Origin of the sequence: Alkalimonas mucilaginosa, from assembly GCF_036327005.1 — a bacterium.
GTDB lineage: Bacteria > Pseudomonadota > Gammaproteobacteria > Enterobacterales > Alteromonadaceae > Alkalimonas > Alkalimonas mucilaginosa.
The window spans coordinates 122,488-145,486 of the sequence record NZ_JAUGZK010000001.1 but is presented as its reverse complement, the minus strand read 5'-3'; the positions used below and the strand labels follow the sequence as shown (position 1 = coordinate 145,486).

Genomic DNA, 22,999 nt, shown 5'->3' with positions numbered 1-22,999 from the left:
AACTGCATACCTACCCCACATTGAGAGACTCTCAATTCGCCCAGGCAAATTCTCGATATTTTATGTCAACTTGGCTGATACGTCTAATGCTTTTTTGAAGTTTGTGGAAAACAATCACTTTCAGTGCTTTTTAGTAACTAAACAGCAAAAACTTAATTCAACTCTGCCAATCCAAGCACTTGTTGCATGGAATAAAGTCCAGGCTGTTTATTTTGCAACCAGACGGCAGCCCTGATAGCACCTTGTGCGAAGGTGATTCGGCTACTTGCTTTGTGAGTTATTTCTAATCTTTCGCCTAAATCAGCAAAGAGTGCAGTATGATCGCCAATTATGTCGCCACCACGAACCGTAGCAAAACCTATGGTGTTGTGCTCCCGTTCGCCAGTCATGCCTTCCCGGCCATAGACAGCGCAGTCTGCGAGATCGCGCCCAAGCGTTTTTGCAATGCTGGCACCAATGGCCATGGCCGTGCCGGACGGCGCATCTTTTTTAAAACGATGGTGTGCTTCAATGATTTCGATATCTGCCGTTTGCCCCATCACTTTGGCCGCAGTTTGCACCAGATGCAGCAATAAGTTAACTCCCACACTCATATTAGGAGCCCAAACGACCGGGATTTGCGTGCTGGCCTGCTGCACGCGCTGATATTGCGCATCCGTCAGGCCGGTAACCCCAATCACCATCGCTTTTTGGGCTGCAACGGCCAGGGACAGATGCTCCAGCATCGGCTCAGGCATAGTGAAGTCCACCCAGACATCGGCACTTTGCACCGCTTCGGCAGAAGTAGCCACCAGCGGCAAACCAAAGCGGCCACAACCGGCTAGTTCACCGGCATCCTGTCCCAACCAACTGGATCCAGCCCGCACTGTAGCAGCAGCTAAATCCAACTGCTGCTCATGACAGACCTGCACCAAAGCACGCCCCATCCGGCCGTTGGCACCAAAAATTCCTATTTTTGCCATTGTGTTTTCTACCCATTGAATCATCGCGCAATATTAGAACAGAAGTAAGCCCAACTTTGAAGCAATAACACGGTCCACCAAGCAGCAGCCCCCATTGTTGTGCTGAAAAAATATTTATCAGAGATTTATCAGGTTTATTTTTTTCGCTTGGTCTATGACTAACTTTATAACCTGCCAAATTGTGTTGCAGAGTTTTACCACGACTAAGGAGTCATTCATGATTGAAGCCTATTTGGGTGAAATACGGATGTTTGCTGGTAACTATGCCCCTGAGGGCTGGGCTTTTTGTGCCGGCCAGGAGCTTGCTATCAGTAGCAATACCGCGCTTTTTTCAATTTTAGGCACCTCTTATGGTGGTAATGGCACCACGACATTCAAACTTCCTAACTTGCAAGGACGCGTGCCCATTAGTGCCGGCCAAAGCCCTGGTTTTAGTCATTTTCAGGTCGGCCAAAGCGGGGGCCAAGAGCAGCAGAGCCTAACACCAGCACAGATGCCTCCACACAGCCACGCCATTGATTTGCATGCAACCGCAGCCGTTACCATTGCACAGCAAGCATCCAGTGAAGCTGCCAATGCCAGTACGCCGGGTGAAACTGTGGTGCCGGCCAAAATAATGTCTGGCTTTAATGCGACCAATGCTTACAGCAGCTCCCCCAACACTACTTTAAAGCCAATGAGCGGGAATGCCGCTGTCGAGCTGAAAGGCAGCAGTGGCAACGCAGGCGCAGGAGCCCCTGTCAGCCTGATGCAACCTTATACGGCAGTGAGTTTTATTATTGCACTGCAGGGGATTTACCCAAGCCGTAGCTAGCCAAAAGGTATTGCCTTACCCAGGCTCCACCTTAGATGCTTTCATGGTTCATGATGAACGATTGTTCAGTAAAAAGGATATAGCGCTATGTGGTCACTCTTATTCAGCAAAACCCCGACAACCCTAACACATTTTAGCGCTCTGCTTGTTCTGCTGTGTACGGTGCTGCTCTCAAGCAACCTGCATGCGGCTGAATGTACCATTACTTCCACGGTTAATGATCCCTCCGAAACGGAGAGCATGGAGCTTCGTCAATCCCCTTCAGGTCAGAGCTTTACTGCCTGCAGAGATGGCCGTATTAAAGAGTTGCGATTGCTGAGCCTATATGGGTCTTCATGGTATCAGAACTTAGCTATTGATGAGCTAACTCTAACTCTGTATCAGGGCGATGGGCTAATCGGTACTGTCCTGGGGACTTTTACTTTCAGTACTAGTTCGCTACATGCAGCCACAGGGCTAAATGATTACTCCATTATCCCTATGAGTGACGCAAACTTTAACCTTAGTAACAACGAGCCTTATACTTTTTATTTTGCTGGTGGCGGGACTAATATCTTTTTGGGTTTTACAAATTTTGCTTTTAACGGGGTGGCTGCACCTTATGCCGGCGGCTCATTTTATATCGATGAAACCCAAGACTCGCTTCACGATCTGTTATTCCAACTGGTGATGGAGGATGCTCCCGCCGCCAATGATCCACCCACCGATATTCTGCTAAGCAGCAGCAGTGTAGCCCAAAGTGGCGGCGTCAATGCCGTGGTTGGCAACTTAAGCAGCGTCGATCCGGATGATGGCGATATCCACAGCTACCAATTGGTTGCCGGTGTTGGTGATAACCACAATGCTCAATTTAATATCAGCGGCAGCCAGTTGCGCACCAACAATGCAGCTGCTATGGCCGCTGGTGATTACAGCGTGCGGATTCGCACCACCGACAGTGCCGCCAATACCTTTGCGAAAGCCTTCACCATCACGGTACTGGATGATGTTCCTCCTGTCGTGAACTCTGTAGCTGTGCCTCCTTCCGACATCTACAGCACAGGACACTCACTGGACTTCACCCTCAATGCCTCTGAAGCCCTTACGGTAAATACGATGGGCGGGACGCCCCGCATCACTCTGGATATCGGCGGTACCAGCCGCTTCGCCAGCTACCTGAGTGGCAGCGGCACCACAGCCGTGATGTTTCGTTACACGGTGCAGGCAGGCGATAACGATCTGGATGGCATAGAAGTAAGCACTTTACAGCTCAATGGTGGCACCATTCGGGACAACGCAGGCAACAACCTGAATGTAACCCTGAACAGTGTGGGTAATACAACGGGTGTTTTGGTGGATACCATGCCTCCTTCCATCACGGCCATCGCCAATCAAACGGTCGGTGTCGGCCAATCCACTGCTGTGCTGGGCTTTACCATAGCCGATAACCTGACAGCTGCCGGCAGCCTGTCGGTTAACCGGGCATCCTCCAATACCATTGCCGTGCCGCTAGCCAATGTAGTATTGGGAGGAAGCGGAGCCAATCGCACCGTCTCCATTACAGGGGCTGATACCGGCACGTCCACCATCACCATTACCGTAACCGATGCTGCCGGTAACAGTGCTCAGCAAGCATTCCAGGTTGAAGTCACTCCACCCAGCTACACCGTCAATTTTGTCGACTGGGATGGCACCGTACTGAAAACCGAAACCGTCAGCCATGGCAGCAGCGCCACCGCCCCAGCCAACCCCAGCCGTACTGGCTACAGCTTTACCGGCTGGAGTCCCGGCGACTTCAGCAATATCACGGCCGATACCACCATCACCGCGCAGTACAGCATCAATAGCTATACCTTGACCTTTGATTCTGCTGGCGGCAGTGCGGTCGCCGCCATTACGCAGGAGTTTGGCAGTGCCATTACCCCACCAGCCAATCCTAGCCGAACCGGTTATCAATTTGCCGGTTGGAACCCGGCTATTCCGGCCACCATGCCGGCAGCAAACCAGACCCTGACAGCGCAGTGGACTGCTGAAAGCTATACAGTCAACTTTGTTGACTGGGATGCAACGGTACTGAAAACTGAAGTGGTTAACCATGGCAGCGGGGCAACTGCACCAGCCAACCCCATTCGCCCGGGCTATACTTTTACAGGTTGGAGCCCCAGCGATTTTAGTGTGATTACCACAGATACCACCATTACGGCACAATACAATGAGGCCAGCTATACTCTGACATTCGACAGCGCAGGAGGCTCTGCTGTAGCTGCAATCACTGCCAACTTTGGTACTGACATCACCCCACCCGAACCACCTAGCCGAGAAGGCTTTGTCTTTGTGGGTTGGCAACCGGAGCTGCCTGCAACCATGCCAGCTGAGGATAGATTGCTCACAGCACAGTGGGAGCAAAGTCGCTTTCAGGTTTCAGCAAGCATCCATGGCGAAGGCAGCATAACGCCAGCCAGTCAGCAAATCGACTTTGGCAACAGTGCCAGCTTTACGCTCAGTGTGGCAGAGGATACATTTGTACAAATCGACAGCAACTGTGCCGCCGCTCGCTCAGGCAATCAGGTGATTACTGCGGCGATCAAAGCCGACTGCGATATCAGTCTAACCATCCATTTGGCCATAACGCTTGAAGTAGAAGACAGCAGCCCGGCAGCTAGCCAGGAAACACGACGTTTCCGCCTTAGCAATGGCGCAGGTGAGCAAGTGTTAAGCGCCCTGCAACAGACCCGTAGCGGTACCACCGATTTCCTCGACCTGGCCGATGCTGCAACGTTGCTTACCATGCAGGACGATGGCAGCTACCTATTTACTGCTGAGCGCACCGGGCGTTATAGCTTTGAATTTACCGACTCCGTTTCTGGTGAGCAAGTGATGGTCAGTTTTGACGTACTGCCATTTATTGCCTTTACCTCCGCCAGCCAACCAGTGCAGCAAAATGTTCCGGCTCAACTTAGCATTTGGTTAAGTGATGAGCCAATTGACTACCCGGTACAGGTGCAGGTTCAAGGCAATCAAGCTAATGTGGCGAGCCATTTCGAACTAAATGCAATCGATAACCTACGCCGTGCATACACCATAACCGCTACCAGCGGCGATGCAGGAAACATTTCACTGCAAGACAGCAACCTTACCCAGGCTTTGCTGGGCTCACCGCACCACCATCATTTGCTGGTACAAACAGCACCACTGCCTTTAGCACTTGATGCCACAGTGATGCAAGCGGGTACTGCAGGCTTGGTGGTGCAGCGCAGTGGTGGTTTGGTAGAGCTAAGTGCCACAGAGCTGTCAGGGATTGCCGCCGACTATAACTGGCAAGGTGCGGGGCTGGAGATTACTCAAAGCGGTGCCACGGCCAGCTTTGATCCGTCCAGCCTGGCGACAGGCCGTCACTACCTGCAACTGACAGCAGAAGCCGGCGACCGCTTAGGTGAGTTGGAGCTGGCACTAAACGTCATAGCCGATTGCCCGGTCGCTGACTGCAGCAACAGCGGCATCAGCGGCATCCCCTCCAGCCAGAACCAGTTCAGCAACCAACCCAACCGTCTGCCTTTATGCCCACAAGGTCATGGCAACAACCGGGTGGCTCAGTGTCAGGGCCAGGCTGTTCTCTTTGCTGAAATACCTGGTTTGTACCAACTAACGCTTGGTTTGCATAGTGAATTTGAGTCATGGCAAAGTGGCCAATTTGGCCTGGCACTGCGTGAGGGCAGTCTCAACGATACCGGTTTCCGTCAGTTGGGTTTTCTTGTTAATCTGGATGTGGTGGGACTGCAAAGCCCTGGCGAGTCGGTGCCAGTAGCCATCCCCTTACCTGCAGGGCAAAGCATTCCAGCCAACGCCGTCTGGCGGAAGCTGGTCAATGGCCGGTGGCAGAACTTTGTTGAAGACAACGCCAACCGCATCGACAGTGCTCCGCGCAATGCACTTGGCAACTGTCCGGTAGTTTCATCCGATAACTGGCGCTCCGGCTTGAACCAGGGTGATAGCTGCATCCGACTAACGATTGAAGATGGCGGACCCAATGACGATGATGGTCGTGCCAACAGTGTCATTCGTGATCCGGGCGTGCTGGCACAACAACAAATGGCCAGCGTTTCCTTTGACAGTTCTGGTGGCAGTGAAGTCGCCACCATCACTGCCTTGGTTGGTAGCGCGCTGACAGCACCTGAACCACCATCGCGTGAAGGTTATACCTTCACTGGCTGGCTGCCAGAGTTTCCAGCCACCATGCCAGAAGATGATGTACAGCTTACCGCACAGTGGCAAATCAACCAGTACGTGATCCGCTTTGATGTGGATGGAGGCCAGGCTATCCCTGATCTGCTGCTGGACTTTGGTGCCACCATCAGTGAACCGACAGCTACACGCTCCGGTTATACCTTTAGTGGTTGGTCACCGGCCCTACCCACCACTATGCCTGCACAAGATTTGCAGGTAAAAGCCCAGTGGCAACCGAGCAGTGTCACTGTGACTTCAAGTGGCAGTAGCCTGGGTTTCGTCAGTGCCATATTGCTGGTGGTGTTTGTGATGCTGCGCCGCTATCACCAAAACAACCGCCTTAGAAGTGGCCTAAAAATGTTGACTGCCAGCCTGTTACTGCTGCCCATAACAGTATTTAGTCAGGACTGGTATCTAGGCGTGCAAGGAGGTGAAGCCAAAAACCATAGCTCCGGTCATCTGGCAAGTGCAGTGGAACGCAAGCTCAATGCGGCAGGTGTCACTGGAACCGTCACGCTCGAATCGAACTCAGACAAAGCCTATCGTCTGTTTGCTGGCTACCGGTGGAATCACTGGTTAGCAACAGAGTTCGGCTGGCTGGATTTAGGTGAGGCGGTATTGCATTACGATGGCCTGCCGGAGAATCAGCCCCAAGCCACATTGAAGGCTCAACCACAACGAGGCAGAGGTGCCGAGCTCAGCATGGTCGGCTCCTTTGCTCTGAATGAGCTCTGGCAGCCATATGTCCGGTTGGCACTCTTTGATAACCGTAGCCGCTATCGATTTGAAGGGACTGCTGCGCAATCCGCCGAGCGCCGGCATCGCATTCGGCTGGGGGCCGAATTCGGTATAGGTTATCAGCTCAACACACAGCTACAACTAAGTGCTGCTGCTGCGCACTACAATACCGAGCACTTCAATACACGGATGTGGAGCCTGGGCCTGCGCTATTCATTCTAAGCACAAGCCCAGGATGTTGTAGATATGACGTTATAAAGCTGCTTGCAAAATACGCCGGGAAACATCCGGCGTTATATCGCCATGCTCGCCCAGTTTCACCATCTTATGCTGCACCAGACGGTCCACCATGCTATCGATGGCACTGGCGTCAATGCCATAATCGGCTAATCGGGTTGGTACACCAATCTGTTCAAAGAAAGCGCGGGTATGACTAATGGCTTCATCAATCAAACGCTCCTCGTCTTGATGGGCTAACTGCCAAACCCGTTTGCCATATTGCAGCAACTTGTCACGCTTCTGCTGACGTTGCTGCTGCATCAGAGCCGGCAAAACAATAGCCAGCGTTTGCGCATGATCCAGACCGTGCAAGGCCGTGATTTCATGGCCTATCATATGAGTGGCCCAATCTTGCGGCACTCCGACCCCAATAAGGCCATTCAGCGCCATGGTTGCCGCCCACATCACATTGGCACGAACCGCATAATCCTCCGGCCGTTCCAGCGCCTGAGGTCCCTGTTCAATCAGGGTTTGCAGCAAGCCTTCAGCAAAACGATCCTGCACCGGTGCGTTCGCCGGATACGTCAGGTACTGCTCCATCACATGAACAAAGGCATCGACCACACCATTGGCAACCTGACGGGGCGGCAAACTAAAGGTGGTGGTCGGATCTAAGATGGCAAATTGTGGATACACCAGTGGGCTGGAGAAGGCCATTTTTTCCTGGGTGCTGTAGCGGGTTACCACCGAGTTCCCATTGCTCTCAGAGCCAGTGGCAGGCAGTGTCAAGACACAGCCTAGCGGGATCGCTTGCTGCACTTTGGCTTTACCACAGAGCAGATCCCAAGCATCACCATCGTAGCAAGCTGCGGCAGCAATAAATTTGCTGCCGTCAATCACGCTGCCACCACCCACCGCTAAAATAAAATCCAGCTGTTCGCTTTTTAGCAAGTCCGATGCTTTTAGCAAAGTATCAAAGGACGGATTCGGCTCAATACCGCCAAATTCAAAATAAACTTTGCCCGCCAGTGCAGCCACAACTTGCTCATAAACCCCATTTTTTTTAATGGAGCCACCGCCATAAGTGAATAATACTCGTGCCCCCTCAGGAATAAGCGCAGCCAGCTCAGCAATTTGCTGTTCTCCGAATACAATTCGAGTCGGGTTGTAAAAAGTAAAATTTTGCATAAAAACTCCTGAGTAGATTGACGCCTATAGTACGCAACGCTTGCTTAACAGTATCACTTTTACTGATAAAAACACCGTACCTTCCCCACCGTTTGCCGAACTTTTACCCAAATAGTGGGCTGTCGCTAAACCCTGTTACAAAAAGAAAGTAGGGCTTAGCGTCAAAGCTTAGTATAGTAGTGTGAACCAAGTTGCAATTTAAGGAAATCAAGATGTTGGCATTGGTCTGGTTTATTATTGCCATTGCATTTGGCATTGTGGAACTGATGACAGGTACCTTCGTTATTTTAGCTATCTCAATGGGGGCATTTTCAGCCGCTATTAGCAGTTGGCTGTTTGCGCTGAGCTTTACCCAATCGCTGTTTGTGTTTGCTTTTGGCTGTCTGATGTTTTTACCACTATCATTCTGGTTGCGAAAAAAAGGGTTGGGCACTTCCAAAGCCGTCAATCTGGCAGAACCGGGTTACCAGCAAAGTGTGGTGTTAGAGCTGCATGGCGACAAATTAGTCGCTAAAATGAGCGGCAGTTTCTATCCGGTAAAAGCAGAGCCAAGCGGTGATAACTCGAGCTGGTTGCAAGCTGGTCAGGAGGTGAAAGTCTGTCGTATTGATGGCATTACCTTGCTGGTCGCACCAAAAGACTAGATCAACTTAAACACAAGGAGCAAAGTATGGATTTGGCATTGATTTTATTACTCGGGGTGGCAGGTTTTGCCATCGTTTTAATTCTGAACAATATCTTTATCGTGCGAAACAGCGAATGCATGGTAATTGAGCGCTTGGGTACCTACAACCGTACCTTGCAATCCGGCATTCAGATTACTGTACCTTTTATTGAGAAACCGCGCCCTATCATTATGCTGCGCAACCTGAAATTCGTTGAAACACCCCGTATTGATCTGCGTGAAGCGGTCCTGGACTTTCCAGGCCAGAGCGTTATCACCAAAGACAACGTCACGGTCACCATCAATGGTGTGCTCTATTTCCGGATCCTGGATCCGGTCAGAGCAGTGTACGAAGTGGAAAACATCATCCAGGCAGTCGAAGTACTGGCTAAAACCTCATTGCGGGCAGAGATCGGCCGGATGGAACTGGACTCTATTTTCGAGTCGCGTGAGGAAATCAACGAACGGCTGCGCCTGGTGCTGGATGATGCCGGCAATGGCTGGGGCATCAAAGTAGTGCGGGTAGAGCTGCTGGATATTGCACCGCCAATCGATGTTGAGGAAGCGATGCGCAAGCAAATGACCGCTGAGCGTCAGCGCCGCGCCACCGTGACCGAAGCGGAAGGTGAAAAGCAAGCCGCCATTGCCCGGGCTCAGGGTGAACGGGAAGCCGCCATTTTAAGTGCCCAGGGTGAAAAAGAAGCCGCAATTTTGCGCGCTCAGGGTCAGCGTAAAGCAATTGAGGAAGTATTATCATCCGGAGATGGCCAGCTCAGCTCCGATACGGTTATTGGCTATTTGCTTGGTCGTGAATATCTGCAAACCCTGCCCAATATCGCCAAAGAAGGTGATCGCATCTTCCTGCCAATTGAAACCAGCAATGTGCTTGGCTCCGTCGGAGCCATTCAGGAATTGCTTAGTGGTAAAAAGTTCTAACAGTTTTACCTAAGAAACGGGCCGCATCGCGGCCCGTTTTTTTGCTTCGAGCTTATGCCCGTCGACGCAGGCGTATCAACATCAAACCAGCAACCAGCAACAGCAAGGTAGCAGGCGCTGGTACCTGGAAAGTCACCGTTTGACCGGATGCAAGTAAAGCATAGGCTTCGCGACCAAGTACCTGATGTGCCCGGCTGGTAGGATGGATTTCATCCCAAAACACGTAGGTATGGGCATTGGCACAGCTGACCTCAGAAGCAGCTCCGAGAAAATTTCTCCTAATAGAGCGGCATTCTCCGGTTGTATTTACAAAACCTTCAGAAGCAGGATCTGACAGGATTGAATTAAAAATACCAAAGACATCCAGCATATAGATATCAACCTGATATTGGCTCGCCAAACTGATCAACATAAGTTGCAATGCCTGATTCCACAAGGTACTAACTTCATTGCCTGAGCCACTGTTTGCCCCACTGCGAAACTCTGGAATACTGCCAAGATCCGGCAAATTTGGTACTAATAAAGTAGAGGCTCCCCCCAGGATCATTTCAGTCAGCATGGTCTGAAAGTTCCCCATGATAGAGGTGATCATCATTAGTGGCGCAGAGCTTCCCACCAGATCTCGCATATCATTGCCACCAGCCCAGACTACATAAAGTGCAGCAGGATCCATCACAGCGCCACCAAAGCGATTTTGATAGGTATCCCACTGACGAAGCACACCAGCGGATACACCAGTAGCATTGTCAATTCGAGCACCTCCGTAGGCAAAGTTATTACCTCCGGCACTGGAGCGTGAAGTACTTAATCCCAAATCATCTGCCATAAACTCATGCCACAGATCGCCATTGGAAAAGCGTCCATTCGAACCATAGCCAGCCTCGGCAGCGATAGGTCCCCAACTACCCAATGGAACTGCCGCTCTGGTATTACCGGTATCGGACAAACTATCACCAAAGATATACATATCCGAGAACATCGGTGCAGACAGTGCGGGAGTTGCCAGTAAAGTGAAGACCAGTGCGGTGAAAAAGGTTTGAAGTCTTATGAGTTGTTGCTTAAATAGTTTTATTTTCATAGTTATCTACCCTGTTTGTTGTTTTTATTCAGGCGTTAAACCCGCCTTCGGAGATCTCACGGCAATAATCGTGCCTATTTTTCAAACAAAGGTCTCGTCGACTTGTCGGAGGTCTTATCAGCTGGGCGCTTGCTGCATTGTAAAATTATCAGACACAACCTGAATATACGCCATGCATGCACAAAGCAAGCTATCAGAACTGATCAGAGCAGTCAGTAGTTAAAAAAGCATTGAATACACAAAGAAAATACCGTAAAGGATAGTGACAGACAGATTGATAAGGCGTTGACAGGACGTCTGGACATCTATATAGTCAGCGCGATTTATTCACTGGTCGGAGATGATGCATGCCAGAACATTTGATGGTTACCCCACGCCAGTATGGCGCCCTCGCCTTTTTACCACTGGCAAGCTTTGTGCTGCTGTTTTTAGGCGCCGGGCTTTACTACCAAAGCCTGGGGGTGGATTATGCGTTTTATCAGCTGCCGGCCCATATTGCTGTATTACCGGCGCTGATCATTGCCATGCTGCTGCACCGCACCTCGATGCAACAAGCGGTGGAAACCCTGATCCGCGGTGCAGGCCAGAATACCATTTTAACCATGTGCCTGATTTACCTGCTGGCCGGTGCTTTTTCCAGTGTGGCGGTAGCCACCGGTGGTGTTGATGCCGTGGTCAATGCCGGCCTCAGTTTGGTGCCGCCCTCCCTGTTGGTCCCAGGGTTGTTTCTGATTGCTGCTTTAATCGCTTTGGCGATGGGTACTTCCATGGGTACCATTGGCGCTTTAGCTCCTATTGCGGTGGTAATGGCAGAGCAAACTGGCTTATCGCCGGTCTTGCTGGCTGGAGCCTTACTGGGCGGTGCCATGTTTGGCGATAACCTCTCCATTATTTCCGATACCACCATTGCCTCCACCCGTACCCAGGGCGCACGGATGAAAGATAAATTTCGCGAAAATCTGAAGCTGGCACTGCCGGCTGCTGCTATCGTGCTATTAGGCTACATCTGGTTTGGCAGTGTACCGGCCGAGATTGCTGCCAAAGAGTTCAGCTGGAGCGCAGCCCTGCCCTATGTAGCGATTTTGGTGCTGGCAGTAGCGGGACTCAATGTTTTTGCGGTGCTGGCACTTGGTATAGTGCTGGCAGCTTTGCAAGGGGCCTGGTTTGGTGACTATCCGCTGGGCAACCTTGGCCAGGATATGGCCTCTGGCTTTGCCTCGATGCAGGAGATTTTCTTACTATCGATGTTTATTGGTGGTCTGGGCGAGTTTATCAAGCAGCAAGGTGGCCTGGGCTGGCTGTCATCCCGGCTCAGTGCTTTCTTTGATAAAGTGAAAATGAAAGCCGAGCGCAGTGGCCAGCTTGGCATCGCCAGCCTGGTGTTTGGTACCAATCTCTGCGTCGCCAACAACACCGTTGCCATTGTGATCAGTGGTGATATCAGCCGTAAACTGGCAGAAAACCATGGCATCACACCTAAGCGCAGTGCCAGCTTGCTGGATATTTTTGCCTGCATCAGTCAGGGCCTGCTGCCTTATGGTGCTCAGGCCCTGCTGCTGGCTGCCAGCTTTGGTTTAAGCCCCTGGCAGGTGGTCAGTGCCAGCTTTTACTGCATGGCGCTGGCAGTAGTAGCCTTGCTTTGGTTGCTGTTAAAGCCAATCACAGCAACCAAGCCTGACTTACAACAGTAACTGGCAGAGTATTACAGCGGGCCCGGGCTGCCACAGTTCGGCAGATTACCCTGAGCCCGGCGCTGCTGGTAAGTCGCTAACGCTTGCGGCATCCGTTGTTGCAGTGCCCGGATACGGTTCTCAGGTACCGGGTGGCTGGATAGCAGTTCAGGGCTGCGCTGGCCGCCACTGGCCGCTGCCATATTGCGCCATAAATCCACCGCCTGCTCCGGGTTAAAGCCGGCCTGCGCCATCAGATCCAGCCCGATAATATCGGCTTCGCTCTCATGTTCACGGCTAAAAGGCAGCAACAAACCAACCTGTGAACCCAACCCCAGCCCAGCCATCATCTCCTGTTGAAAACGAAGATTGGCAGCACGGGTCGCCGCATCGGTTAACACCAACCCGGTTTGCACCAGTTGACTGCGTGATAATCGCTCATTAGCGTGCCCAGCCATCACATGACCAATTTCATGGCCCATCACCGCTGCTAATTGATGCTGATTCTCTGCTACTTTTAGCAAACCGGTGTAGACGCCAATTTTACCGCCAGGCAGTGCAAAAGCATTGACCTGATCATCGGCAAACACCACTACTTCCCACTCATTACCCATGTACTGCTCTGGCGTGACTTTCAACAAAGCATCAGCGATGCACTGCACATAACGTTGCGTTTGACGGTTGTCTGAAATGGTCAGCTCTTCTTTCATGGCTTCAAAGGTCTGTGCTCCCATGCCACTGAGCTGGCTTTCATTGAACAACATAATTTGCCGGCGCCCGGTTGGTGACTGAGCACAGGCGGCCAAGATAAGTACTGCCACTACGGCAATCAGGAAAAACTTACGCATGATGATATCCCTATGAAAGACTGTTTATTTATTGTATCTGAGGCTGGCAGAATCACCAATGATAAAAAAACCGCAGCACTATTGCTGCGGTTTAGGGCTGCGGTTCTGAGCTGTGGTTTCTAACAAAAAACCAAGCAATGATTTAACTGGTTAAATCATCAAAGAACTTTTTCACACCATCGAAAAAACCTTTGGATTTGGGTCTGTGCCTGGCTTCGCTGTCACCGGCCATGGTCGCATCCAGTTGGCGCAACAGCTCTTTTTGCTGCTCGCTCAGATTGACCGGGGTTTCAATCACTACCTTGCACACCAGGTCGCCAACGCCACCGCCACGCACCGACTGCACGCCTTTACCGCGCAACCGGAACATCTTCTCGGTTTGGGTCTCAGCCGGAATTTTTAGCTTAACCCGGCCATCCAGCGTTGGTACCGCAATTTCACCACCGAGCGCTGCCGTGGCAAAGCTAATAGGCACATCGCAGTACAGGTTGTTGCCATCACGCACAAAGATGGGGTGCTCTTTCACATGGACCTGCACATAGAGATCACCTGCCGGTGCACCATGCATGCCCGCTTCGCCTTCGCCACTTAAACGAATGCGATCGCCGGTATCAACACCGGCCGGAATTTTCACTGACAGGGTTTTGGTTTTCTCCACCCGGCCTTCGCCATGGCATTTACTGCATGGGTCCGGGATAATTTTACCGCGGCCATGACAGGTCGGACAGGTTTGCTGCACAGCAAAAAAGCCTTGCCGCATAGTAACCTGGCCCGCGCCATGACAGGTTGGGCAGGTCTTGGCCGAAGTACCTTTTTTCGCACCGCTGCCATCGCAGCTGTCACAAGACACCCAGGTCGGTACCTTGATATCGACCGATTTGCCGCGCACAGCATCTTCCAGGCTCAGTTCCAGGTTGTAGCGCAGATCGGAGCCACGCTGCGCCCGCGACTGACCGCGACGGCCACCGCCACCGAAAATATCGCCAAACACATCGCCGAAAATATCGCCAAAGTCGGCATTGCCACCAAAGCCACCAGCACCACGGCTTGGATCCACGCCGTCGTGACCATAGCGATCGTAGGCCGCACGCTTTTGCTCATCCGTCAGAACTTCATGGGCTTCCTGGATTTCCTTGAATTTCACTTCAAGATCCTTATCGCCTTTGGTTCTGTCCGGGTGATACTTCATCGCCAGGCGTTTGTAAGCCTTTTTGATGTCTTTGACATCGGCGCCTTTCTCGACGCCCAGTACTTCATAATAGTCACGCTTTGACATAGATACGGGCTAACTTATGTTAGAGGGCTGCGCCAGAGCGCAGCCCGGGTGGAACATTACTTGTCGTCTTTGACTTCTTCGAACTCGGCATCAACCACATCATCAGCCGCACCCGCATCCGTCGCACCGGCATCACCGCCCTGCTGAGCTTTTTGCTGCGCCGCTTCCATCAGTTTCTGCGCTGCCTGCATCAGAGCTTCGGACTTGGCTTCAATATCCGCCTTGTCGTTGCCTTTGATGGCCGTTTCCAGCTCGCTGATCGCCGCTTCAATGGCTTCCTTATCGTTGGTTGCCAAATCACTGCCAGCTTCTTCCAACTGCTTGCGGGTGCCGTGCACCAGTGCATCGGCCTGATTACGGGTTTGCACCAGCTCTTCGAACTTTTTGTCTTCCTCGGCATGGGCTTCGGCATCGCGCACCATGGCCTGGATTTCGTCATCGCTCAGGCCAGAAGACGACTTGATGGTGATCTTCTGCTCTTTGCCAGTGTCTTTGTCTTTCGCCGACACGTGCAGAATACCATCCGCATCCAGATCGAAGGTGACTTCAATTTGTGGCTCGCCACGACGGCCACCGCGGATGCCTTCTAAGTTAAACTGACCCAGCGATTTGTTGTCGGCTGAGCGCTTACGCTCGCCCTGCAGCACATGAATCGTAACTGCCGACTGGTTGTCTTCTGCCGTTGAGAACACCTGCGACTTCTTGGTCGGAATGGTGGTGTTTTTCTCAATCAGGCTGGTCATCACACCGCCCATGGTTTCAATACCCAATGACAGTGGGGTAACGTCCAGCAGCAGCACGTCTTTAACATCACCTGACAGTACAGCACCCTGCACCGCAGCACCTACCGCAACGGCTTCGTCCGGGTTGACGTCTTTGCGTGGCTCTTTGCCGAAGAATTCAGTCACCGCCTGCTGCACTTTTGGCATCCGGGTTTGACCACCGACCAAAATAATTTCGTCGATATCGCCAACGCTCAAGTCGGCATCGTTCAATGCTACTTTTAATGGATCCAGCGTACGCTTCACCAAATCTTCCACCAGCGACTCCAGCTTGGCGCGGGTCACCTTGATATTCAAGTGCTTAGGACCAGAAGCATCGGCCGTGATGTACGGCAGGTTGACTTCGGTCTGAGAGGCAGAAGACAGCTCAATTTTGGCTTTCTCGGCCGACTCTTTTAAGCGCTGCATCGCCAATGGATCGTTGCGCAGATCAATGCCCTGCTCTTTTTTGAACTCATCGACCAGGTAGTTGATCAAGCGGTTGTCGAAGTCTTCACCACCTAAGTGAGTGTCACCATTGGTGGCCAGTACTTCAAAAGTTTGCTCGCCATCAACATCGTCGATTTCGATGATGGAAATATCAAAGGTACCGCCACCTAAATCGTACACTGCGATTTTGGCGTCGCCTTTTTTCTTGTCCATACCATACGCCAGTGCTGCTGCCGTTGGCTCGTTGATGATGCGTTTTACATCAAGGCCTGCAATGCGACCGGCATCTTTGGTGGCCTGGCGCTGTGCATCGTTAAAGTAAGCAGGTACAGTAATAACCGCTTCGGTTACTGCTTCGCCCAGGAAATCCTCGGCGGTTTTCTTCATCTTTTTCAGCACTTCGGCAGAAATCTGCGGCGCTGCCATTTTTTTGCCTTTGACTTCAACCCAGGCATCGCCATTGTCGGCTTTGACAATTTTGAATGGCATGATGCTGACATCGCGCTGCACTTCTTCGTCTTCAAAACGACGACCAATCAGACGCTTGATGGCAAATAAGGTATTTTGTGGGTTGGTGACCGCCTGACGCTTGGCCGGCTGGCCAACCAAAGTTTCGCCATCGTCGGTGTAAGCGATGATGGAAGGCGTGGTGCGGGTGCCTTCGGCATTTTCAATCACGCGTGGTTTGTCGCCGTCTAATACAGCAACACAAGAGTTGGTTGTACCCAAGTCGATACCAATAATTCTACCCATAACGGCTCTCCAAATCTAATTCAGAACAGATAATTTCGTGTTAGCAGCTTAATGGGGATTAACCTTACTGGATTCAAGGATACGGATTTAAATTTTTTCTACCTCCGGCCACGGTTCAGCCATCCGACAGAGCAAAGGGGCACCAAGTCCCCTTTTATCTGCCGCTCATGTGTGGCTAAAACAAAAAGTCGGTCGAGACAAAGTGCGAGCTGCGTTGCTGCACCATGGCTTTGATCAGCTCGATATCTGCCGGTTGGTACTTGGCAGCCACCACGGTCGGAGTGGAAAATTGCCGCAGCGCATCCACCACAGAGAGCGTGCCTTCGGCCGAGTCTTTACGGCCATTGAACGGAAAGCTGTCCGGTCCACGCTGACACTGGCTGTTGATATTGATGCGCCCCACCTGATTACTAAACAGATCCACCAGTTCACCCAGTTGAACCGGATCCTGACCAAACAGGCTCAATTGCTGACCAAAATTGGAGTGAATCACATAATCAATCGCCTGCTGCACATCCTGATACGGTACCACCGGAATCAAGGGGCCAAACTGCTCTTCATGATACAGCCGCATCTTGGCATTGACCGGATACAAAATCGCAGGCCGAAACAAAGAACCCATACGTTCGCCGCCGTCGGCATTGCAAACCCTTGCACCCTTTGCGGTCGCATCGTCCAGCAACGCCCGAAGAAAGTCGGTTTTGCCTGGCTCTGGCAACGGAGTAATTTTCACACCCGACTGCCAGGGCATGCCCAGGGGCAATTGCTCTACCGCCGGAGTCAGCGCCGCCAAAAACTCATCGACCAGGCTTTGATGCACAAACAAAATTTTTAATGCGGTGCAGCGCTGGCCATTAAACGACAAAGTACCGGCCACGCATTCTGCCACGGTGCGGTTAAGATCAGCACCCGGTAGCACGATGGCCGGATTTTTAGCATCTAGCCCCAGCACAGCACGCAGTCGGTGCGGTTTGGGGTGCATTTTTTTCAGATCACTGGCCCCTTTGTTGGTGCCAATAAAAGCGAAGAGGTCAATCTTGCCACTTTCCATCAAAACACCAACCGTATCGCGGCCCCGGCCATAAATCACGTTGATCACCCCGGCAGGGAAGCTGTCGCGAAAGGCCTGCAGCAATGGCTCTATCAACAAGACACCGTACTTGGCCGGCTTAAAGATCACGGTATTGCCCATAATCAGCGCTGGGATCAAGGTGGTAAAGGTTTCATTCAATGGGTAATTGAAGGGCCCCATGCACAAGGCAACCCCCACCGGCACCCGGCGAATCTTGCCTAAGGTCCCCTCTTCAATCACAAAGTGGCTGGCTGCTCTGTCCTGCTGTTTCAGCGCCACTATGGTATCGCGGATGTAATCGCAGGTGCGGTCAAATTCTTTGGCTGCATCGGGGTAGGTTTTGCCGATTTCCCACATCAGCAGTTGGATCACCTGATCGCGTTTTTGCTGCATCTGTGTCAGAAACTGTTCGACATGCTGAATGCGTTCCAGTACCGGCATGCGTGGCCAGACACCGCGCCCTAAGTCGTAGGCTGCTACCGCTGCATCCAACGCTTGCAGCGCTGTGTCGACATCCAGCAGTGGCGTATAGCCGAGCAACAACGGCTGTAACGCCTCACTCTCATCGTGCTGCACTCGTTGCTGGACAGGACTATACACTGGGCTAAGCTCACCGGGCCATGCCAGCAACTCACCATTAAGCAAATAGTCCCGCTGGGTCAGCGGATGCTGTGCCGGACAATCGGCCGGCAGCTCGGCTGCCGTTGGAAAAAAGCGTACTAAACTCATGTTGGACTCCTTCGTTTGCAGGGTTGCCTGAGGAGTGGCCTGGTTGTTGTTGTCCGGTCGTCCGGATCTTGCTTTATTAACTGATAAAAGTGGATGGGCGATGGCGTGACCAAAAGCGCTGAAAATGCTCTTTATTGACGATAGCGCCGGTATGCTCCACCACAAAAGCTGCCAGCCTGGCGGCGTATTTCACCGCATCTTCCGGCGCGACGCCGGCCAGCCGGGCCGCAAGATAACCCCCATTAAAAGAATCACCTGCAGCAGTGGTATCCACCACTTTTTTCACCTGATGCGCCGGCGCGGCAAAGCCTTCATCCAGATAAGTCCCAACCACGCCATTTTTGCCATCTTTCACAATAATCTCAGCCACATCCAGTTGCTGTAAAAATGCCTGCACCTCGGCCACAGTGCTGTGCTCAAACAACACCTTGTGATCGTCCAGCCCCGGCATGGCAATGTCCGCCAACTGATAGGCCTCGGTAAATGCTGCACGGCATGCGTCCTGGCTGCTCCAAAGCGCTGGCCGGTAGTTCGGATCAAACACCACCTGGCTGCCATGGGCTTTTAGCTGGTGAATCAGGTCGAACAAAGCCCGCCGATCGGCATCGGATAAAATGGCCAGGCTGATGCCGGAGAAGTAAAACATGTCCGCCCCCAGCAACTGTTCTACAGAGGACTGGCTGGCAAAGCACTGCATCACCTGACGGGCCGCTGAGGTTTCACGCCAGTAGACAAAACTGCGCTCACCATAGGCATCGGTGTTGATCATGTACAGGCCTGGCCGGGCACCTTTGGCTCTAAGCATCAACTGAGTATCCAGCTTCTCACGCTCGACCGCCCGCACCAGTTTATCGCTGATCAAATCGGTGCCAACCGCGGTGAAAAACTGCACGTCGACCGGCTGTTCGCAGCTGCGCTTCAGATACACAGCAGTATTAAACACATCACCGGCAAAGGACTGATGGTAGACATTCTCAACCAACTGATACATTTCCACCATGCACTCGCCCATCATCACCATGCGTTTTTTCATCCATTGCTCCTTAAGCCGCTGCCTTTTGTTGATTGGCGAGCTCGGTCGCCTGCTGTGCCAGTGCCGTGATCTGCGACCAGGCCTGGGCTTTCACCAGCGTAACAGGGGTTAGCCAGGAACCGCCAGCCACAAATACATTCGGCAATGCCAGAAAGTCTGCCACATTGTGCTGGCTGATGCCGCCGGTCGGACAGAAGCGCACCTGCTGAAACACGCCACGCAAGGCTTTCAGCATCTCGATACCGCCAGACAAGTGCGCCGGAAAAAATTTCACTTCATGAATACCCGCTTCCAGTGCCATCGCAATTTCGGAGGGCGTCGCCACCCCGGGAGCCAGCGGCAAACCAGTTGCCAGCATGGCATCCAACAGCGCCGGCGTACTGGCCGGGCTCACCAGAAACTCAGCACCGGCCGCTTTAGCGGCCAGGGCATCCCCGGCCGACAAAATGGTACCGGCGCCAACCAGCAGCTCGGGTAAGGCATCGCGGATGGCGGTAATGGCAGCCAATGCCTGACGGGTACGCAGTACCACTTCAACCGAGCCAATACCGCCTTGCTGCAAAGCAGCGGCAATCTGTACTGCTTCGTCCGGGCTATCGGCCTGAATAATGGGCAACAAGGCCGGTCCACGCAGTAGGGGAGATAATGCAGCCATCAGGCAACTCCTGTGTAATGCGACAAGGCACTGACCACCCCGTCAGTTAAATGCTGATACGCTTCGGTCAAAGCCTCGACAAAACGTGGTTCGGTAGCTAAATCGCGGCCAAAGACAGCGCTCAGACGCAAAAATCGCGCTACATCGGCGGTTGCATCGCCGGTGCAACTGGCAGCGACCGCCAGCAGTTGTTCGGCCAAAGGATCGACCAGAGGCACTGTGCTTTGCTGACGCAGACAGATAAAACGACACCAGGCCGCCACTGCCAGTGCCAGGTAGCGAATGGAGCTGCCACTGGCCAGATTGTCGCGCACTGCAGGCAGCAACCGCATCGGCAGCTTTTGCGAGCCATCCCAGGCAATTTGCGCCAGCAAATGACGAATGGCCGGATTTTGGAAGCGCTGAAGAATATCGGCGCTGTACTGACCGGTATCGAGCTCCGCTGGTGCGCGAAAGGATGGCATCAGATCCTCAGCAATCATCCGCTTGATCAGCGCAACCAGGCTGTCATCCTGCATCGCATCGGATACCGTTTCGTAGCCCAGCAAACACCCCAGGTAAGCCAGCGTGGAGTGCGGTGCATTCAACAAGCGCAACTTGGCTTTTTCAAAAGCACTGACATCAGCAGCAAAAATCACACCGGCACTTTGCCAGTCGGGCCGCTCTGCGGGTAGATCGTCTTCAATCACCCACTGCAAAAAGGACTCACGCTTAATCGGCCAGGCATCGGCCAGACCAAGCTCATTGGCGACCTGCTGCCGCAGTGCATCATCGGTGGCGGGAGTGATACTATCCACCATGGTGCAGGGGCTTTTCATGCTCTGCAACCAACTGGCAAATACCGGGTCCCATTCCCGGGCAAAACGAACCAAGGCGCGCTTTAGTTTATGACCATTGTCGGTCAGATTGTCGCAACTGATCGCACAAAAAGGAGCTTCCCCAGCCTGATACCTGGCTTGCAGTGCAGTGACCAGTAAGCCAATGGCGGTGATGGGTTGGGTCTGACGCTTCAGATCCTGACGGATCTCCGGGTGCTGCAGATCCAGCTCGCCGGCGGCATTCAGACAATAGCCTTTTTCAGTAATGGTCAAAGTGACAAAACGGGTTTCGGCAGCGCTTAGCTGCGCCAGCACCTCGGCATACTGCTCTGCCGCCACCAGCACCTTTTGCACGGCCCCAATGACCTGATAGCGGATCGCGCTATCCAGCTCCACCAGGGTATAGAGCCCATCTTGCGGGTTCAGCGCTTTAGCCACCTCGCCCGAGCGCATCGATACCGCACAAATACCCCAGTCACCGCCTTGCTTTAGAGCCTGCTCGGTGTACCAGGCCTGATGGCCACGAAAAAAAGCACCAGGCCCTAAATGCACCATGCCGATGCCTGGCTGCCGGGCTTGCAGCCGGTAGTCAGGCAAGGTCACCTTGCCTTGCAAACTGCTGAGCGTCTGATTGGATAATGGCTGCATAACGTTGTCTTGTCCCATGTTGTGGTACTGCCCTTTACGCCAGTTGATAGGCTTTTTTCACCAGACCATAGGTCAGATCGTAGGCGACCTGCATGGCCTCTTCTTCCGTCAACCGGTGCTCAGCGACCAGCGAGGCCAGAAAGCGGCAGTCAATACGACGCGCCACATCGTGCCGGGCCGGGATCGACAAAAATGCCCGGGTATCATCGTTAAAGCCAACGGTGTTGTAAAAACCAGCCGTTTCGGTAACCTGATGACGAAAACGCAGCATGCCCTCCGGGCTGTCGTGGAACCACCAGGCCGGGCCCAGCTTTAATGCCGGATAATGGCCTGCTAATGGCGCCAGCTCACGGGCATAAGTGGTTTCATCCAGAGTAAACAGAATAATGTTCAAACCTGCTTCGTTGCCGTATTTTTGCAGCAAGGGTTTAAGGTTGCTGACAAACTCAGTCGGGCTGGGAATATCGGCACCTTTATCCGGGCCAAAGCGCTCAAAAATGACCGCATTGTGATTGCGATGCGCGCCCGGATGGATTTGCATTGTCATGCCATCTTCCAGGCTCATGCCTGCCATTTCAGTCAACATCTGGCCGCGGAACAGCTCGGTTTCAGCCAAGCTGGATTCACCGGTAAGGCAGCGCTGAAACAAGGCTGCCGCTTCATTGGCCGGTAAATCGGCGGTGATGGCTGTTGGGTGACCATGATCGGTGGCAGTGGCACCATGCTCACGGAAAAAGGCCCGGCGCTTACGCAGTGCTGCCAGATAGCCTGGCCAGCTGTACGTATCTTCACCGGTAAGCTCGCCAAGTTTGGCGATGTTGGCGGCAAAGTCGGCTCTGTCGGCATCCACCACATCATCGGGACGGAAGGTGGTGATCACCCGCTGTTCGTAACCGCTGCCTTTAAGCTTGGCATGATGGCGTAAATCGTTTAACGCACCTTCGGTGGTGGCGATGACTTCAATGTTAAACCGATCCAACAAAGCGCGCGGTGCAAACTCCGGTTTTACCAACTGCGCATTGATGCTGTCGTAATAATGATCGGCGGTATCGGCCGACAGGGTGTCAGTCAGGCCAAAGACATCATGAAACACACTGTCGAGCCAGATGCGCGATGGCGTTCCACGGAACAGATAGTAGTGGCTGGCAAAAATACGGAAGATCTTGCGGTAATCCTGCTCTACCACCACACCATCGCGACGGCGAATGCCAAGCGATTCCAACGAGATGCCCTGGCTGTACAGCATACGAAAGACATAATGATCCGGCAGCAGCAGCAAACTGGTGGCATTGTCGAAATTGGTATTGTCACCAAACCAGCGTGGATCGGTATGTCCATGCGGGCTGACGATCGGCAAGTCCTTGATATGCTGATACAAGCGCTGCGCAATGGCCCGTACCGTCGGATCCGACGGGAATAGACGATCCGGATGAAGGGTTAAGGTGCTGTTCGCTGATGGCCTGCTATTAGCTGATATCATAGTG

Annotated in this window: 16 protein-coding genes; 5 read left to right on the top strand and 11 right to left on the bottom strand. The window is 52.7% G+C overall.

Annotated elements, in window-relative coordinates; genetic code table 11:
• Positions 1-152: 152 nt before the first annotated feature.
• Positions 153-962: a 4-hydroxy-tetrahydrodipicolinate reductase gene (dapB, locus tag QWF21_RS00620; RefSeq protein ID WP_330086097.1), complete on the bottom strand. Its 810-nt coding sequence runs from the start codon at positions 960-962 to the stop codon at positions 153-155.
• Between the two features lie 217 nt (positions 963-1,179).
• Here dapB and QWF21_RS00615 point away from each other — a divergent pair, with 217 nt between their 5' ends.
• Both QWF21_RS00615 and QWF21_RS00610 read left to right on the top strand, forming a co-directional pair.
• Complete coding sequence (locus QWF21_RS00615; protein ID WP_330086096.1) at positions 1,180-1,776, top strand: phage tail protein; 597 nt, start codon at positions 1,180-1,182, stop codon at positions 1,774-1,776.
• Positions 1,777-2,334: 558 nt separating this feature from the next.
• On the top strand, positions 2,335-6,939 hold the full coding sequence (locus QWF21_RS00610; protein WP_330086095.1) for an InlB B-repeat-containing protein: 4,605 nt from the start codon (positions 2,335-2,337) through the stop codon (positions 6,937-6,939).
• A gap of 30 nt (positions 6,940-6,969) precedes the next feature.
• Here QWF21_RS00610 and QWF21_RS00605 read toward each other — a convergent pair whose 3' ends face one another.
• A complete protein-coding gene (locus QWF21_RS00605) occupies positions 6,970-8,124 on the bottom strand; it encodes an iron-containing alcohol dehydrogenase (RefSeq protein ID WP_330086094.1) in 1,155 nt (384 codons plus the stop codon).
• 212 nt (positions 8,125-8,336) lie between these two features.
• Between QWF21_RS00605 and QWF21_RS00600 the strand changes: the two genes are divergently transcribed.
• Complete coding sequence (locus tag QWF21_RS00600) at positions 8,337-8,768, top strand: NfeD family protein (RefSeq protein ID WP_330086093.1); 432 nt, start codon at positions 8,337-8,339, stop codon at positions 8,766-8,768.
• Between the two features lie 26 nt (positions 8,769-8,794).
• The gene (locus QWF21_RS00595; RefSeq protein WP_330086092.1) at positions 8,795-9,724 is read left to right on the top strand and encodes an SPFH domain-containing protein; all 930 of its coding nucleotides are present in this window, start codon (positions 8,795-8,797) and stop codon (positions 9,722-9,724) included.
• A gap of 52 nt (positions 9,725-9,776) precedes the next feature.
• Here the strand turns inward: QWF21_RS00595 and QWF21_RS00590 are convergent, their stop codons facing one another.
• On the bottom strand, positions 9,777-10,802 hold the full coding sequence (locus QWF21_RS00590; protein ID WP_330086091.1) for an SGNH/GDSL hydrolase family protein: 1,026 nt from the start codon (positions 10,800-10,802) through the stop codon (positions 9,777-9,779).
• 347 nt (positions 10,803-11,149) lie between these two features.
• Here QWF21_RS00590 and QWF21_RS00585 point away from each other — a divergent pair, with 347 nt between their 5' ends.
• Complete coding sequence (locus QWF21_RS00585) at positions 11,150-12,493, top strand: Na+/H+ antiporter NhaC family protein (RefSeq protein ID WP_330086090.1); 1,344 nt, start codon at positions 11,150-11,152, stop codon at positions 12,491-12,493.
• Positions 12,494-12,504: 11 nt separating this feature from the next.
• On the opposite strand, the gene QWF21_RS00580 is transcribed toward QWF21_RS00585, so the two are convergent.
• From QWF21_RS00580 to uxaC, 8 genes are all read right to left on the bottom strand, one after another.
• Positions 12,505-13,320, bottom strand: coding sequence for a M48 family metallopeptidase (locus tag QWF21_RS00580; protein ID WP_330086089.1), 816 nt, complete (start codon positions 13,318-13,320; stop codon positions 12,505-12,507).
• Positions 13,321-13,462: 142 nt separating this feature from the next.
• Entirely contained in the window at positions 13,463-14,596 is a 1,134-nt protein-coding gene (gene dnaJ / locus QWF21_RS00575; protein WP_330086088.1) for a molecular chaperone DnaJ, read from the bottom strand.
• A 56-nt stretch (positions 14,597-14,652) separates the two neighbouring features.
• The gene (gene dnaK / locus QWF21_RS00570) at positions 14,653-16,560 is read right to left on the bottom strand and encodes a molecular chaperone DnaK (RefSeq protein ID WP_330086087.1); all 1,908 of its coding nucleotides are present in this window, start codon (positions 16,558-16,560) and stop codon (positions 14,653-14,655) included.
• A gap of 175 nt (positions 16,561-16,735) precedes the next feature.
• Positions 16,736-18,361, bottom strand: a complete 1,626-nt coding sequence (locus tag QWF21_RS00565) for an NADP-dependent glyceraldehyde-3-phosphate dehydrogenase (RefSeq protein WP_330086086.1) — start codon at positions 18,359-18,361, stop codon at positions 16,736-16,738.
• A gap of 76 nt (positions 18,362-18,437) precedes the next feature.
• Positions 18,438-19,394 carry a sugar kinase gene (locus QWF21_RS00560; protein WP_330086085.1) on the bottom strand — a complete coding sequence of 319 codons (957 nt, stop codon included), beginning with the start codon at positions 19,392-19,394 and terminating at the stop codon, positions 18,438-18,440.
• Positions 19,395-19,404: 10 nt separating this feature from the next.
• Positions 19,405-20,049 carry a bifunctional 4-hydroxy-2-oxoglutarate aldolase/2-dehydro-3-deoxy-phosphogluconate aldolase gene (gene eda / locus QWF21_RS00555; protein ID WP_330086084.1) on the bottom strand — a complete coding sequence of 215 codons (645 nt, stop codon included), beginning with the start codon at positions 20,047-20,049 and terminating at the stop codon, positions 19,405-19,407.
• Positions 20,049-21,515 carry a mannitol dehydrogenase family protein gene (locus QWF21_RS00550; protein ID WP_330086083.1) on the bottom strand — a complete coding sequence of 489 codons (1,467 nt, stop codon included), beginning with the start codon at positions 21,513-21,515 and terminating at the stop codon, positions 20,049-20,051. The genes eda and QWF21_RS00550 overlap by 1 nt, the downstream gene beginning before the upstream one ends.
• A 34-nt stretch (positions 21,516-21,549) precedes the next feature.
• Entirely contained in the window at positions 21,550-22,995 is a 1,446-nt protein-coding gene (gene uxaC, locus QWF21_RS00545) for a glucuronate isomerase (RefSeq protein WP_330086082.1), read from the bottom strand.
• Between the last annotated feature and the right edge of the window lie 4 nt (positions 22,996-22,999).

Bases quoted from the DNA above. Each gene is read 5' to 3' on its own strand.
- dapB (WP_330086097.1), bottom strand. From the start codon at position 962: ATGGCAAAAATAGGAATTTTTGGTGCCAACGGCCGGATGGGGCGTGCT.
- QWF21_RS00615 (WP_330086096.1), top strand. From the start codon at position 1,180: ATGATTGAAGCCTATTTGGGTGAAATACGGATGTTTGCTGGTAACTAT.
- QWF21_RS00605 (WP_330086094.1), bottom strand. From the start codon at position 8,124: ATGCAAAATTTTACTTTTTACAACCCGACTCGAATTGTATTCGGAGAA.
- QWF21_RS00600 (WP_330086093.1), top strand. From the start codon at position 8,337: ATGTTGGCATTGGTCTGGTTTATTATTGCCATTGCATTTGGCATTGTG.
- QWF21_RS00595 (WP_330086092.1), top strand. From the start codon at position 8,795: ATGGATTTGGCATTGATTTTATTACTCGGGGTGGCAGGTTTTGCCATC.
- QWF21_RS00590 (WP_330086091.1), bottom strand. From the start codon at position 10,802: ATGAAAATAAAACTATTTAAGCAACAACTCATAAGACTTCAAACCTTT.
- QWF21_RS00585 (WP_330086090.1), top strand. From the start codon at position 11,150: ATGCCAGAACATTTGATGGTTACCCCACGCCAGTATGGCGCCCTCGCC.
- QWF21_RS00580 (WP_330086089.1), bottom strand. From the start codon at position 13,320: ATGCGTAAGTTTTTCCTGATTGCCGTAGTGGCAGTACTTATCTTGGCC.
- dnaJ (WP_330086088.1), bottom strand. From the start codon at position 14,596: ATGTCAAAGCGTGACTATTATGAAGTACTGGGCGTCGAGAAAGGCGCC.
- dnaK (WP_330086087.1), bottom strand. From the start codon at position 16,560: ATGGGTAGAATTATTGGTATCGACTTGGGTACAACCAACTCTTGTGTT.
- QWF21_RS00565 (WP_330086086.1), bottom strand. From the start codon at position 18,361: ATGAGTTTAGTACGCTTTTTTCCAACGGCAGCCGAGCTGCCGGCCGAT.
- QWF21_RS00560 (WP_330086085.1), bottom strand. From the start codon at position 19,394: ATGAAAAAACGCATGGTGATGATGGGCGAGTGCATGGTGGAAATGTAT.
- eda (WP_330086084.1), bottom strand. From the start codon at position 20,049: ATGGCTGCATTATCTCCCCTACTGCGTGGACCGGCCTTGTTGCCCATT.
- QWF21_RS00550 (WP_330086083.1), bottom strand. From the start codon at position 21,515: ATGCAGCCATTATCCAATCAGACGCTCAGCAGTTTGCAAGGCAAGGTG.
- uxaC (WP_330086082.1), bottom strand. From the start codon at position 22,995: ATGATATCAGCTAATAGCAGGCCATCAGCGAACAGCACCTTAACCCTT.